Origin of the sequence: Glycomyces salinus (genome assembly GCF_016428645.1) — a bacterium.
GTDB lineage: Bacteria > Actinomycetota > Actinomycetes > Mycobacteriales > Micromonosporaceae > Glycomyces > Glycomyces salinus.
The window spans coordinates 150,700-164,345 of the sequence record NZ_JAELXW010000010.1; the positions used below are offsets into that span (position 1 = coordinate 150,700).

The window sequence follows — 13,646 nt, forward strand, 5'->3', positions numbered from 1 at the left end:
TGGCGGGATGTGAAGCCTGTGGAGGTCACGTAAGACCGTTCCTTCCAAGTGCGGTGGGTACGGCGGTCGCCATTGAAGCAGGAATGCCACACGGGTGACCGGGCGGCACCGAGCCCTTCGGCGAGGGGCCAGTCAACTTCCTGTATACGTCAATTCGCCGCTTGGGCGTCACCGCCGTTGGCCGTGACGCCCAAATCATTGCTCACCCGTTGCCCCGCAGCCGCCTGTGGAGGTCCTGAAGTGGCGTCACCGTCACCTCCCCGCGGGCGAACGCCTCGATGCCCATCGTGGCCGCCGCGGCGCCCTGGATGGTGGTCACGCAGGAGACGTCGGCGACCGCGGCGGCCGAGCGGATCTCCCAGCCGTCGGTCCGGGGCCCCGAGGAGGCCGAGGGCGTGGTGATGACCAGATCGACCTCTCCGGAGGCGATGAGGCTCACCGCGTCGGGCTCGTCGCTCTTGCGGACCCCCGAGTGGCGCGCCACGGGCGTGAAATCGATCCCGTGCCGCTTGAGCACCAACCCGGTGCCGTCGGTGGCGTAGACGCTGAATCCGAGGTCCACCAGGCGCCTGACGGGGAAGACGATCGAGCGCTTGTCGCGGTCGGCGACCGACACGAAGACCTTCCCGGAGGTGGGGAGCTTCCCGTAGACGGCCAGCGTGGCTTTGGCGAAGGCCAGGCCGAACGAGCCGTTGATGCCCATGACCTCGCCGGTGGACTTCATCTCCGGGCCCAGCAGGGCGTCTATTCCGGCTCCTTCGGTGGTGCGGAACCGCTTGAAGGGCAGGACGACCTCCTTGACGCTGATGGGCGCCTCGGGGCCGACGTCGGAGCCGTCGCCGGAGGGCACCAGCATGCCCTCGGCGCGCAGTTCGGTGATGGTCGAGCCCATCGCGATGCGGGCGGCGGCCTTGGCCAGCGGCACGGCGGTGGCCTTGGAGACGAACGGGACGGTCCTGGAGGCGCGCGGGTTGGCCTCCAGGACGTACAGCTGGTCGTCCTTGAGCGCGTACTGGACGTTCATCAGGCCGCGCACGCCGAGGCCGAAGGCGAGCTTGGAGGTGTACTCACGGATCTGCTCGATCACGCCCGCGCCGAGGGTGATCGGCGGGAGCGCGCAGGAGGAGTCCCCGGAGTGGACCCCGGCCTCCTCGATGTGCTCCATGATGCCGCCGAGGTAGAAGTCGGTGCCGTCGCACAGGCAGTCGACGTCGATCTCGACCGCGTCGTCGAGGAAGCGGTCGATGAGGATCGGGTGCTCGGGGCTGGCCTCGGTGGCGCGGGAGATGTACCCGGCCAGGGTGTCCTCGTCGTAGACGATCTCCATGCCGCGCCCGCCGAGCACGTAGGAGGGCCGCACCAGGACCGGGTAGCCGATCTCGGCGGCCACGGCGCGGGCCTCCTCGTAGGAGGTGGCGGTGCCTCCGGCCGGGGCGACCAGGCCGAGCTCGTCGAGGAGCCGGCCGAATTCGCCGCGGTCCTCGGCGGCGTCGATCGCCGACGGGGAGGTGCCGACGATCGGCAGTCCGGCCGCGGCGAGGCGGTCGGCCAGGCCCAGCGGGGTCTGGCCGCCGAGCTGGACGATGACGCCGACGACGCCGGGGCCGCCGGCGGCGGTCCCGGACTCGTGCTCGGCGTGGTAGACCTCGGCGACGTCCTCGAAGGTGAGCGGCTCGAAGTAGAGCCGGTCGGCGGTGTCGTAGTCGGTCGAGACGGTCTCGGGGTTGCAGTTGACCATGATCGTCTCGTACCCGGCCCCGCGCAGGGCCTGGACGGCGTGCACGCACGAGTAGTCGAACTCGATGCCCTGGCCGATGCGGTTGGGGCCCGAGCCGAGGATCATGACCTTCGGCCGGTTCGACGGCTCGACCTCGGTCTCGTCCTCGTAGGTCGAGTAGTGGTAGGGGGTGTGGGCGGCGAACTCGGCGGCGCAGGTGTCGACGGTCTTGTAGACCGGGCGCAGGCCCAGCCGGTGGCGCAGTCGCCGCACGCCCTCCTCTCCGGCCAGTTCGGGGCGGATCGCGGCGACTTGGGCGTCGGAGCAGCCGGCGCGCTTGGCCTTCCACAGCAGGGCCTGGTCGACGACCGCGGCGGACTCGATCTCGGCCCGCAGGTCGACCAGCTGCGCGAGCTGGTCGAGGAACCAGGGGTCGATCTTGCAGGCGGCGTGGACCTGGTCGACGGTCGCGCCCAGGCGCAGCGCCCGCTCGGCGGTGTAGAGGGTCCCGTCGTGCGGGGTCTTCAGCGCCTCCAGGGTCGATTCGAGCGTGGCCCCGGCCGGGTCGGGGGCGGTCCAGAACCCGGCGGCCTTGGTCTCGGTCGAGCGCAGGGCCTTCTGGAGGGCCTGCTGGAAGGTCCGGCCCAGGCTCATGGCCTCGCCGACCGACTTCATGGTGGTCGTGAGGGTCGGGTCGGCGCCGGGGAACTTCTCGAAGGTGAAGCGCGGGACCTTGACTACGACGTAGTCCAGGGCCGGTTCGAAGGCGGCCGGGGTGGCCCGGGTGATGTCGTTGGGGATCTCGTCGAGCGTGTAGCCGATGGCGAGTTTCGCGGCGATCTTGGCGATCGGGAAGCCGGTGGCCTTGGAGGCCAGCGCCGAGGAGCGGGATACGCGCGGGTTCATCTCGATGACGATGATGCGCCCGTCGGCAGGGTCGATGGCGAACTGGATGTTGCAGCCGCCGGTGTCGACGCCGACCTCGCGGAGCACGGCGATGCCGACGTCGCGCATGTGCTGGTACTCGCGGTCGGTCAGGGTCAGGGAGGGGGCGACGGTGACCGAGTCGCCGGTGTGGACGCCCATGGGGTCGACGTTCTCGATCGAGCAGACCACGACGACGTTGTCGTTGCGGTCGCGCATCAGCTCGAGCTCGTACTCCTTCCAGCCCAGGACGCTCTCTTCGATGAGGACCTCGGTGGTGGGCGACTCGGCCAGGCCGTTCCCGGCGATGCGCTCGACGTCGTCCCAGGTGTAGGCCATGCCCGAGCCGAGCCCGCCCATGGTGAACGAGGGGCGGATGACCGAGGGGAGCCCGAGGTCGCCGATGGCGGCCTCGACTTCGTCCATGGTGTGGCACACGGCCGAGCGCGGGACCTCGCCGCCGGCCTTGATGACCACGTCCTTGAACTGCTGGCGGTCCTCGCCGCGCTGGATGGCGTCCATGTCGGCGCCGATGAGCTCGACGCCGTGCTTGTCGAGGATGCCGGCGTCGTGGAGGGCGACGGCGGCGTTGAGGGCGGTCTGGCCGCCGAGGGTCGGCAGGAGCGCGTCGGGGCGCTCGGAGACGATGACCTGCTCGATGACGTCGGGGGTGATCGGCTCGACGTAGGTGGCGTCGGCGAACTCCGGGTCGGTCATGATCGTGGCCGGGTTGGAGTTGACCAGGGTGACCCTGATGCCCTCCTCGCGCAGGACGCGGCACGCCTGGGTGCCGGAGTAGTCGAATTCGCAGGCCTGGCCGATCTGGATGGGTCCGGACCCGATGACCAGGACGTGGTGGATGTCGTCGCGTTTAGGCATCGGTCTTGGCCCCTTCTGCGTCGATGAGTGCGGTCAAGCGGTCGAACAGGTAGTCGGCGTCGTGCGGCCCGCCGGCGGCCTCGGGGTGGTACTGGACGGAGTAGGCGGGGACGTCCAGGCAGGTCAGGCCCTCGACCACGTCGTCGTTGAGGCACAGGTGGCTGACGCGGACGCGCCCGAACTCGGTCTCGAAGTACTCGCCGGACTCGGGCGCCGCCAACGCGAAGCCGTGGTTGTGGGCGGTGACCTCGACCTTGCCGGTGAGGCGGTCGAGGACAGGCTGGTTGATGCCGCGGTGGCCGTATTTGAGCTTGTAGGTGCCCAGGCCCAGGGCGCGGCCGAGGATCTGGTTGCCGAAGCAGATGCCGAAGACCGGGACGCGGCGGCGCAGCAGTTCGCGGGTGAGTTCGACCTGGTGGTCGGCGGTGGCCGGGTCGCCGGGGCCGTTGGAGAGGAAGACCGCGTCGGGGTTGCCCGAGAGGACGTCCTCGGCGTTGGCGGCGGCCGGGTAGACGGTGGTGGTGATGCCGCGGGCGGCCAGGCGGCGCGGCGTGTTGCGCTTGATGCCCAGGTCGAGGGCGGCGACGGTGTACTTGGTCTCGCCGTCGGCGACGTAGGTGTAGGGCTCGGCGCAGCTGACGGCGGCGACGTGGTTGGCCCCGGCCATCTGGGGCGAGTTCCTGACCTTGGCGAGCAGTTCGGTCGCGTCGGTCGAGCGGGAGGAGACGCCCACGCGCATGGCCCCGGACTCGCGCAGGTGGCGGGTCAGGGCCCGGGTGTCGACGCCGCAGATGCCGACCACGCCCTGGGCGGCGAGCTCGTCTTCGAGGCCGCGCTTGGCCCGCCAGCTGGAGGTGATGCGGGAGGGGTCGCGCACGACGTAGCCGGAGACCCAGATGCGGCGGGACTCGTCGTCCTCGTCGTTCCAGCCGGTGTTGCCGATCTGGGGCGCGGTCTGGCAGACCACCTGCCCGTAGTAGGACGGGTCGGTGAGGGTCTCCTGGTAGCCGGTCATGCCGGTGTTGAACACGGCCTCGCCGAAGGTCTCGCCGACCGATCCGTATGCCTCGCCGCGGAAGACGCGTCCGTCTTCGAGGACGAGGATCGCTGGTGCCCTGTTGCTCATTCGGTCTCCTCAACAAGCTTGCCGTCGAGTACGGTGGCGCGTCCGCGCAGGAACGTCGCCTGGACGGTGACCGGGAGCTCCATCCCGGCGTAGGGGGTGTTCTGGGACAACGATGCCAGTTCGGAAGGCACGACCGTCCAGCTCTCGGACGGGTCGACCAGCGTGAGGTTGGCCTCGGCGCCGGGTTCGGGGTCGCGGCCGTGCCCGGGCAGGGAGGCGATCCGGGCCGGGGCGCGGGAGGTGCGCTCGGCGACGGTGTCCCAGTCGCAGTCCTCGGGGCCGCCGAGGGCGGCGACGGTGATCGACAGGGCCGTCTCCAGGCCGAGCATGCCGGGCCGGGCGGCGGCCCATTCGCAATCCTTGTCCTGCGGGGCGTGCGGGGCGTGGTCGGTGGCGACGGCGTCGACGACGCCCTCGGCGAGAGCGGCGCGGAGCGCGGCCACGTCGCGGTCGGTCCGCAGCGGCGGGTTGACCTTGAACACCGGGTCGTAGCTGTGGGCCGCCTCGTCGGTCAGCAGCAGGTGGTGCGGGCAGACCTCGGCGGTGACGTCGACGCCGCGGGCCTTGGCCTCGCGGATGATCTCGACGGTCCGGGCGGTGGAGATGTGGCAGAAGTGGACGCGGGAGCCGACGTATTCGGCCAGGAGCACGTCGCGGGCGACGATGGCCTCCTCGGCGACGCTGGGCCAGCCGGGCAGGCCCAGCTCGGCCGAGACGGCGCCCTCGTTCATCTCGGCGCCCTCGGTCAGGCGCGGCTCCTCGGCGTGCTGGGCGATCAGGCCGCCGAAGGTCTTGACGTACTCGAGGGCGCGGCGCATCAGGCGCGGGTCGTGGACGCAGTGGCCGTCGTCGGAGAAGATGCGCACCCGCGCGGCCGAGTCGGCCATGGCGCCCAGTTCGGCCAGGCGCTCGCCGGCCAGGCCGATCGAGACGGCGCCGATGGGCTGGACGTCGGCGTAGCCGGCGGCGCGGCCGAGCGCGGCGACCTGCTCGACGACCCCGGCGGTGTCGGCGACCGGGTAGGAGTTGGCCATGGCGCACACGGCGGTGTATCCGCCCTTGGCGGCGGCCTGCGTGCCAGTCAGGACGGTCTCGGCGTCCTCGCGGCCGGGCTCGCGGAGGTGGGTGTGGAGGTCGACCAGGCCGGGCAGGAGGATCAGGCCGTCGGCGTCGACGGTCTCGGCCCCGGCGGGGGCGGTGAGCGTGCCGATCTCGGCGACGCGGCCGTCGCGCACCAGGACGTCGGCTCGGCCGCGGCCGAGCAGGTCGGCTCCCTTGATGAGCGTGCTCATGCGGAGGCTCCGTTCGTCAGCAGCAGGTACAGGACGGCCATGCGGACCCAGACGCCGTTGGCGACCTGCTCGGTGATGGTCGCGCGCGGCGAGTCGGCGACTCGGGCGGCGATCTCCATGCCGCGGTTCATCGGCCCGGGGTGCATGACGATGGCGTGGTCGGGCATCAGGGCCAGGCGCCGCTCGTCGAGGCCGAAGAGGCGCGCGTACTCGTTGGTGGTGGGGAAGAACGCGTCGTTCATGCGTTCGCGCTGGACGCGCAGCATCATGACCGCGTCGGCGTCGGTCAGGGCGGCGTCGAGGTCGTAGGAGACCTCGGCGGGCCAGGCGTCGATGTCGTTCGGCAGCAGGGTCGGCGGGCCGACCAGGCGGACATTCGCGCCGAGCTTGGCCAGCAGCCAGATGTTGGAGCGGGCCACGCGGCTGTGGAGGATGTCGCCGACGATGGCGACGGTGCGGCCCTCGATCCCGCCGAGGCGCCGCTGCATGGTGTAGGCGTCGAGCAGGGCCTGGGTGGGGTGGGCGTGGGTGCCGTCCCCGGCGTTGAGGACCGCGCCGTCGACCCATTCGGTCAGCCGCTGCGGGGCTCCGGCGGCCGGGTGGCGGATGACCACGGCGTCGGCGCCCATGGCCTGGAGGGTCAGGGCGGTGTCGCGCAGGCTCTCGCCCTTGTTGACGCTGGAGGTCTTGGCCGAGAAGTTGACCACGTCGGCGCTGAGGCGCTTGGCGGCGGTCTCGAAGGAGGTGCGGGTGCGGGTGGAGTCCTCGTAGAAGAGGTTGACCACGGTGCGGCCGCGCAGGGTCGGGAGCTTGGGGACCTCGCGGCCGGAGACGGCCTCGGCCATCTGGCCGGTGAGGTCGAGGATGAGCTCGGCCTCGTCGCGTTCGAGCTGCTTGGTCGTCAGCAGGTGCTTCATCGTTCCGCGCCTCCGGTGATGGTGACCGCGTCGGCGCCGTCGTACTCGGTGAGGTGGACCGCGACGCTCTCGGCGCGGGAGGTGGGGATGTTCTTGCCGACGTAGTCGGCGCGGATCGGCAGTTCGCGGTGGCCGCGGTCGACCAGGATCGCCAGTTGGACCTGGGCCGGGCGGCCGAGGTCGTAGAGGGCGTTGAGGGCGGCGCGGACGGTGCGGCCGGAGTAGAGGACGTCGTCGACGAGGATCACGCGCTGGTCGTCGACCCCGCTCGGGGGCAGGTCGGTCGGCTCCAGCGGACGCAATGCGTTGCGCCGCAAGTCATCTCGGTAGAGTGTGATGTCGAGGGCCCCGGCGGGGACCTCGATGTCGGCGAAGCGTCGGATGCGATCGGCCAACCGGCCGGCCAGGGCGACGCCGCGGGTGGGTATCCCCAGCAGCATCGTGTCCGGGGCGCCCTTGGTCTTCTCCAGGATCTGGTGGGCTATGCGATCGAGGACCCGGCCGATGTCGTCGGCCGAGAGGATCTGCTTGCCTTCGGGTGGCCGGTCCGGACTGTCGGACGGCGCACGGCGGGCAGGGGATGCCACGCGAACCTCCTTCTCCGCCTCACTGGACGGTCTGTTAAAGAACGGTTTCGTCGGGGCTCATCCTACGTCCCCGGTAACGGAGCGTGAAGGCAGATCGGGCCGCACCGGCTCCGAAAATTGACCGTATGACGGGTTTAGTAAGGTTTGGAGAAGCGCTATCAGGGCCTCACGCGACGAAGAACACTAGTTTCGGGGACCCCAACGGCCGATCGTCACCGACCGTAGTCAACAATAGGATTCCTCTCGTACCGAAAACTTGGAGTTGATCCCAACATGGCGACTTCTGAATACGCCAAGGCGCTGGGCAACCGGCTGCGTGACATTCGCATGCAGCAGGGCCTGTCCCTGCAAGGCGTCGAGGACAAGTCCGGCGGCAAGTGGAAGGCCGTCGTCATCGGTTCCTACGAGCGGGGCGACCGGTCCATCACCGTCTCCCGCCTCGCGGAACTGGCCGACTTCTACAGGATCCCCGTCTCGGAGCTCCTACCGGAGGGCGTGCCGCTCCCGGTGGAGCAGCCCGAGAAGATCGTCCTCAACCTCGAGGCGCTCTACGACCACCCCGACCCGGACCTGGAGCACGTGGCCAAGCTGGCCCGCTCGATCCAGCAGCGCCGCGGCGACTACAACGGCCGGATCCTCTCGATCCGCGCCGACGACCTCTACACCCTGGCGGTCATCTACTCGACGACGCCCTCCGGCCTCATCGAGAAGCTCGAGGACTACGGCGTCCTGGTGCACGACCTCCAGGCGTTCTTCGCCAGCGACGAGAACTAGCGGCGAAGGCCCGTTTCACGACACGGCCGGGGCACCCAGCGGGGTGACCCGGCCGTCGTGCTGCTCGCGCCTAGTCGGCCTTGGCGGCCGTGTCGAGGACCGCGTTGACGAACGAGGTGTCGTCCGAGGAACCGATCCGCGCCGCGACCCGCAGGGCCTCCTTGATGGCCACCGGGGTGTCGACGTCATCGGCGTAGATGATCTCGTACAGGCCCACCCGCAGGATGTTGCGGTCGACCGCGGGCATCCGCGCGACCGCCCAGCCCTCGGCGGCCCGGCCGAGCGCCTCGTCGAGCTCGCCGCGGTAGCCGTCGACGCCGCGCGCCAGCTCCTCGGCGTAGGCCGGCAGGCGCGGGGCCTCGGGGTCTTCGAGGGCGCGCCCCGCGCGCTCGGTGAGGACCTGCTCCACGGCCACGCCGCGGGACTCGGCCTCGTAGAGGATCTCCACGGCCCGCATCCGCCACTTGGTGCGGGCGGTCATCCGGTCTTGGTGCTGGTTCCCCACTGCCCTAGGCCCGCGAGAGGTATTTGCCGTCGCGGGTGTCGACCTTGATCTTCTCGCCGTTGTCGATGAACAGCGGCACCTGCACGGTGGCGCCGGTCTCGACGGTGGCGGGCTTGGTGCCGCCCGAGGAGCGGTCGCCCTGGAGGCCGGGCTCGGTGTAGGTGATCTCGAGCTCGACCGCGGCCGGAAGCTCGACATAGAGGGCCTTGCCCTCGTGCATGGCGACGATGGCTTCGCTGTTCTCGAGCATGTACTTGCCCGCGTCGCCGACGACGCCGGGCATCAGCGGGATCTGGTCGTAGGTCTCCATGTCCATGAACACGAAGTCCTCGCCGTCCTTGTACAGGTACTGCATGGTGCGGCGGTCGACCGTCGCGGTCTCGACCTTGGTGCCGGCGTTGAAGGTCTTGTCGACGATCTTGCCCGAGGGGATCTGCTTGAGGGTGGTCCGCACGAACGCAGGGCCCTTGCCGGGCTTGACGTGCAGGAACTCCTGGACCTGCCAGAGCTGGCCCTCGAGGTTGAGCACCAAGCCGTTCTTGAGGTCGTTCGTGGTTGCCACGGGCGTCGTCTCTTTCGGTAGAAGGTTCTGGGCGGACCGGCAATCAATCCTAACGGCAACCCGAACGGCCCCTCCCCCCAGGAGCAGGCCCTGTGTCCGGCCCCGCAGATCGGTCGGCGGAGTCCGGCCCGGCTAGGACTGGGCGGCGATGTAGTGGAGGGCCGCTATGTAGCCCTGGAGGCCGAGGCCGGCTATGACTCCGGTGGCGTGGGCGCTGACGTAGCTGTGGTGGCGGAACGCCTCGCGCTTGTGGACGTTGGAGATGTGGACCTCGATCAGGGGCGCTTCGAGTTGGGCGCAGGCGTCGCCCACCGCCACCGAGGTGTGGGTCCAGGCCGCCGCGTTGAGGACCACCGGGGTCCGCTCGTCGGCGGCCTCGTGGAGCCACTCCAGGAGCTCGTGCTCGGCGTTGGTCTGGCGGGCCTCCACCTCCAGGCCGATGTGCCTGCCGGTCTCGACGCACATCGCCTCGAGGTCGGCCAGCGTCTGGGAGCCGTAGACGGCCGGCTCCCGCTTGCCCAGGCGGTTCAGGTTGGGGCCGTTGAGGACGAGGACCTTCATGCGGTGAGCCTTTCGTACGCCTCGCGCTGCTGGGCTTCGGTCACGTCGTCGACCACGACCGGGCTCGCCACCTCGTCCAGGAGGACGAAGCGCTGGGTCTTGCCGACGTTCTTCTTGTCGACGAGCATCGTCGCGTGGATGTCGTCCCAGCGGCCCGGCTCGTAGGTCGTCGGCAGGCCCAGGGAGGCCAGGATCGACTTCGTGCGGTCGACCACGTCGACCCGGCCGGTGATCGCGCCCAGGTGGGCCGCGTAGACCATGCCGACCGCGACCGCGTCGCCGTGGCGCCACCGGTAGTGCTCGAGCTTCTCGACGGCGTGGGCGAAGGTGTGCCCATAGTTGAGAAAGGCTCGCCGACCGCCCTCCTTGAGGTCGGAGCCGACCACGTCGGCCTTCACCGCGATCTTCCGCTCGACCAGTTCGGCCACGACCGGCCCGTTCGCGTCCAGGGCCGCGGCGGGGTCGGCCTCGATCAGGTCGAGAATGACCGGGTCGGCGATGAAGCCGCCCTTGACGACCTCGGCCAGCCCGGCGGCCAGGTCCCGCTCGGGGAGGGTCGCGAACGTGTCGAGGTCGACCAACACCGCGCGCGGCGGGTGGAAGGCGCCGACGAGGTTCTTCCCGGCGGCGGTGTTCACGCCGGTCTTGCCGCCCACGGCCGCGTCGACCGCGCCCAGCAGCGAGGTCGGGACGTGGACGGCGGCCACGCCGCGCAGCCAGCAGGCGGCCACGAACCCGGCCAGGTCGGTCACCGCTCCCCCGCCGACGCCGACCACCAGGTCGGTGCGGGTGAAGCCCTCGGCGCCGAGCGCCTCCCAGCACTGCTCGGCCACGCCGATGGACTTCCCGTCCTCGGCGTCGGGGATCTCCATCAGGATCGCCTCGACGCTTTCGGGCATGAGCGAGCCGAGCCGTTCGGCGAGCGCGGCGGTGCTGGAGGTGTGGATCAGGGCCGCGCGGGCGGCCCGGTCCAAAAACTCCGGAAGCCGTTCGGCCGCGCCGCGCCCGATCAGGACCGGGTAGGGGCTCTCGGCGTCGTTCACCGTGACCGTCCGGGTGCTCACCTTCGCGGCGATCTCGGCGGCCAGGTCCTGCGGGTCGCGGCCGGTCGTGTCGACCTCGAAGTCGGCGACGTCGCGGTAGAGCGGCATCCGCTCGTCCATGAGCCTGCGGAGTGTGGCGCGCGGGTTGACCGCCAGCAAGGGCCTGCCGCGGTCGATCTCAGTGCGCTTGACCGCCTCGGCCAGGTCCACGCGCAGGTGGACGACCTGAACGGTCGCGAGGAGCTGGCGGGTCTCGGCGGCCATGACCGCTCCCCCGCCGAGGGCGAGAACGCCGTCGTGCTCGGCCACGGCGCGGCGCACCGTGTCGCGTTCGAGGGCGCGGAAGTGGTCCTCGCCGTCGTCGACGAAGATGTCCGGGATCGGCTTCCCGGCCGCGGCGGCGATGTCGGCGTCGGTGTCGCGGAAGGTCACGCCGAGGCGTTCGGCCAGCGCGTTGCCGACGGTGGTCTTGCCCGACCCGGGCGGGCCCACGATGACGACGAGACTCATCACTTGACCCGCAGGTTCTCGAGGTAGGACTCCAGGTTGCGGCGGGCTTCGCCGACCGAGTCGCCGCCGAACTTCTCCAGTGCGGCCTCGGCCAGGACGTAGGCGACCATCGCCTCGGCGACCACGCCGCCGGCGGGGACGGCGCACACGTCCGAGCGCTGGTTGATCGCCTCGGCGCTCTCGCCGGTCTCGGTGTCGATCGTGCGCAGCGGCCGGGTCAGCGAGGAGATCGGCTTGAGCATGGCCGAGACGCGCAGCGGCTGGCCGGTGGTGATGCCGCCCTCCAGGCCCCCGGCGCGGTCGGTAAGCCGCTCGACGCCTTCGGCGCCGGGCACGATCTCGTCGTGGGCGGCCGAGCCGCGCGCGGCCGCCTGCATCAGGCCGTCACCGATCTCGACGGCCTTGACCGACTGGATGGACATGAGCGCGGCCGACAGTCGCGAGTCGAGCTTGCGGTCCCACTGGACGTGGGAGCCGAGCCCCGGCGGGACGTTGTAGGCCAGGACCTCGACGGTGCCGCCGAGGGTGTCGGCGTCCTTCTTGGCGGCCTCGACCTCGGCGACCATGCGGGCGCTGGCCTCGGGGTCGACGCATCGCATCGGGTCGGCGTCGACGGCCTCGGCGTCGGCCGGGGTCGGCGCGAGGCCGTCCTTGATGCGGACCGGCCCGAGGGATTTGACGTGGGAGACGATCTGGATGCCGAATGCCTGCTCGAGGAAGGACCTGGCGGCGGTGCCGCCGGCGACGCGCGCGGCGGTCTCGCGGGCGGAGGCGCGCTCGAGGATGGGGCGGGCGTCGGTGTGGTCGTACTTCTGCATCCCGGCGAGGTCGGCGTGGCCGGGGCGGGGCCGGGTCAGCGGGGCGTTGCGGGCCAGGCCGTCGAGTTCGTCCTGGTCGACCGGGTCGGCGGCCATGACCTTCTCCCACTTGGGCCACTCGGTGTTGCCGACTCGGACGGCCACCGGGGAGCCGAGGGTGCGGCCGTGGCGGACGCCGCCGATGAAGGAGACCTGGTCGGCCTCGAACTTCATCCGCGCTCCGCGGCCGTAACCGAGCCTGCGGCGGGCCAGTTCGGCGGCCACCGCGCCGGTGGTGAGCTCGATCCCGGCCGGCAGGCCGTCGACGGTCACCACGAGTTCGGGGCCATGTGATTCTCCAGCAGTCATCCATCGCAACACGCCTCAAGTCTGCCATCGAGGCGGATGTGATCCGGCACCTGGTGGGAGGCGTGTCCCAATCGCTGAACGCGGCAGCGGCCGCCCTCGGGGATCCGAGAACGGCCGTCGTGGCCGAAGCGGTGTCTTCGGCTATTTCTGGTCGAACGCCTTGCCGAAGTCGACGAGTACGACCTTGTCGTGGCCGACGACCTCCGCGTCGTGCCCCGGCGGGATCTCGAACGCGTCCCCGGCGTTGATGTCGCGGTCCTTGCCGTCGTCCATGTGGACGCGCAGGTGCCCCTCCATGCAGTAGCCCAGATGGTGCGCCTGGCAGGTGTCGGTGCCAGCGATCGGCTTGACGTCGGTCGACCACCGCCAGCCCTCCTCGAACTCCGAGAGTTCGACCGGCATGCCGTCGATCATGACGGTTTCCTTCTTGCCGTGGCCGCTCAAGTCCATCGACTCATCGGGCCTGCTGAAGCTCTTGACCATCAGTTCGTGCATTGTTCTCACCCCCTACTGACGAGCGTAGGGCGGAATCGGGAGCGGTGATCGGGAATCGGCGGCTATCGGACGAACGGCTGGGGCCCCGACCGGTCAGTGCAGTCGGCGAGCGTGCCCCCGGCACCCGTTCGTGCATGATTCGCGGGCCCGGTTTCACCGCAGGGCCAAGCGACCCCAGGACTTCAGGCGATCAGCGACGGTGAGGTGAGTGGACATCCGGTGTCTGCGGCGTGCCTCGGGCCGGGTGGCCCCGGGTTGCTGTGAAGGAGGTTCGTCTTCTGTCGAGTGTGTGCGGTGCCGAGCGTGGATCGCTTGGGACGCAGCCGGTCCCGGGCGGTGAACATGAGTCTTCTCCAACCCTGCGGGTGATGGCAAACGCCGGTTCGGCTGTCACCATTGATGTAGCACAACCGGACGGAACCCGACCGGATGATCGACGACTCGGATCAAGGGGGTGTGGCACATGGCGAGGAGCGTGAAACCGGTAGAGCGGAGTGAGACCGCCAGGGAGATCCGCACCGACCTGGATGCGGCGGCTGCGGCCATCAACGCCTTCCACGCCCGAGTGCTCGCCCAAGTCATCAAGGC

General features: G+C 70.4%; 12 protein-coding genes. 1 reads left to right on the forward strand and 11 read right to left on the reverse strand.

Annotated features, from left to right (window positions below; all coding sequences use genetic code 11):
- Positions 1-202 precede the first annotated feature (202 nt).
- From carB to pyrR, 5 genes are read right to left on the reverse strand one after another with little or no spacing between them, the layout of a single operon-like run.
- The gene (gene carB, locus JFB92_RS04615) at positions 203-3,520 is read right to left on the reverse strand and encodes a carbamoyl-phosphate synthase large subunit (RefSeq protein WP_199035341.1); all 3,318 of its coding nucleotides are present in this window, start codon (positions 3,518-3,520) and stop codon (positions 203-205) included.
- Positions 3,513-4,646 carry a glutamine-hydrolyzing carbamoyl-phosphate synthase small subunit gene (gene carA, locus JFB92_RS04620; RefSeq protein WP_199035345.1) on the reverse strand — a complete coding sequence of 378 codons (1,134 nt, stop codon included), beginning with the start codon at positions 4,644-4,646 and terminating at the stop codon, positions 3,513-3,515. Before carA ends, carB begins: the two co-directional genes overlap by 8 nt.
- Positions 4,643-5,938: a dihydroorotase gene (locus JFB92_RS04625; protein ID WP_199035347.1), complete on the reverse strand. Its 1,296-nt coding sequence runs from the start codon at positions 5,936-5,938 to the stop codon at positions 4,643-4,645. The genes carA and JFB92_RS04625 overlap by 4 nt, the downstream gene beginning before the upstream one ends.
- Positions 5,935-6,855 (reverse strand): aspartate carbamoyltransferase catalytic subunit, encoded by a 921-nt coding sequence (locus JFB92_RS04630; protein WP_199035349.1) that lies wholly within the window; start codon positions 6,853-6,855, stop codon positions 5,935-5,937. Before JFB92_RS04630 ends, JFB92_RS04625 begins: the two co-directional genes overlap by 4 nt.
- Positions 6,852-7,442: a bifunctional pyr operon transcriptional regulator/uracil phosphoribosyltransferase PyrR gene (pyrR, locus tag JFB92_RS04635; RefSeq protein ID WP_199035351.1), complete on the reverse strand. Its 591-nt coding sequence runs from the start codon at positions 7,440-7,442 to the stop codon at positions 6,852-6,854. The genes JFB92_RS04630 and pyrR overlap by 4 nt, the downstream gene beginning before the upstream one ends.
- 273 nt (positions 7,443-7,715) lie before the next feature.
- On the opposite strand from pyrR, the gene JFB92_RS04640 reads away from it, so the two are divergent.
- A complete protein-coding gene (locus JFB92_RS04640) occupies positions 7,716-8,216 on the forward strand; it encodes a transcriptional regulator (protein WP_199035353.1) in 501 nt (166 codons plus the stop codon).
- Positions 8,217-8,286: 70 nt separating this feature from the next.
- On the opposite strand, the gene nusB is transcribed toward JFB92_RS04640, so the two are convergent.
- From nusB to JFB92_RS04670, 6 genes are all read right to left on the reverse strand, one after another.
- On the reverse strand, positions 8,287-8,697 hold the full coding sequence (gene nusB, locus JFB92_RS04645; protein ID WP_199035355.1) for a transcription antitermination factor NusB: 411 nt from the start codon (positions 8,695-8,697) through the stop codon (positions 8,287-8,289).
- 28 nt (positions 8,698-8,725) lie between these two features.
- On the reverse strand, positions 8,726-9,283 hold the full coding sequence (efp, locus tag JFB92_RS04650) for an elongation factor P (RefSeq protein ID WP_199035356.1): 558 nt from the start codon (positions 9,281-9,283) through the stop codon (positions 8,726-8,728).
- A 132-nt stretch (positions 9,284-9,415) separates the two neighbouring features.
- Positions 9,416-9,844: a type II 3-dehydroquinate dehydratase gene (gene aroQ, locus JFB92_RS04655; protein WP_199035357.1), complete on the reverse strand. Its 429-nt coding sequence runs from the start codon at positions 9,842-9,844 to the stop codon at positions 9,416-9,418.
- Complete coding sequence (aroB, locus tag JFB92_RS04660) at positions 9,841-11,397, reverse strand: 3-dehydroquinate synthase (protein WP_233162273.1); 1,557 nt, start codon at positions 11,395-11,397, stop codon at positions 9,841-9,843. Before aroB ends, aroQ begins: the two co-directional genes overlap by 4 nt.
- Positions 11,397-12,575 carry a chorismate synthase gene (aroC, locus tag JFB92_RS04665; protein WP_199035361.1) on the reverse strand — a complete coding sequence of 393 codons (1,179 nt, stop codon included), beginning with the start codon at positions 12,573-12,575 and terminating at the stop codon, positions 11,397-11,399. The genes aroB and aroC overlap by 1 nt, the downstream gene beginning before the upstream one ends.
- Before the next feature lie 129 nt (positions 12,576-12,704).
- Positions 12,705-13,058, reverse strand: coding sequence for a cupin domain-containing protein (locus tag JFB92_RS04670; protein ID WP_199035362.1), 354 nt, complete (start codon positions 13,056-13,058; stop codon positions 12,705-12,707).
- Positions 13,059-13,646 lie beyond the last annotated feature (588 nt).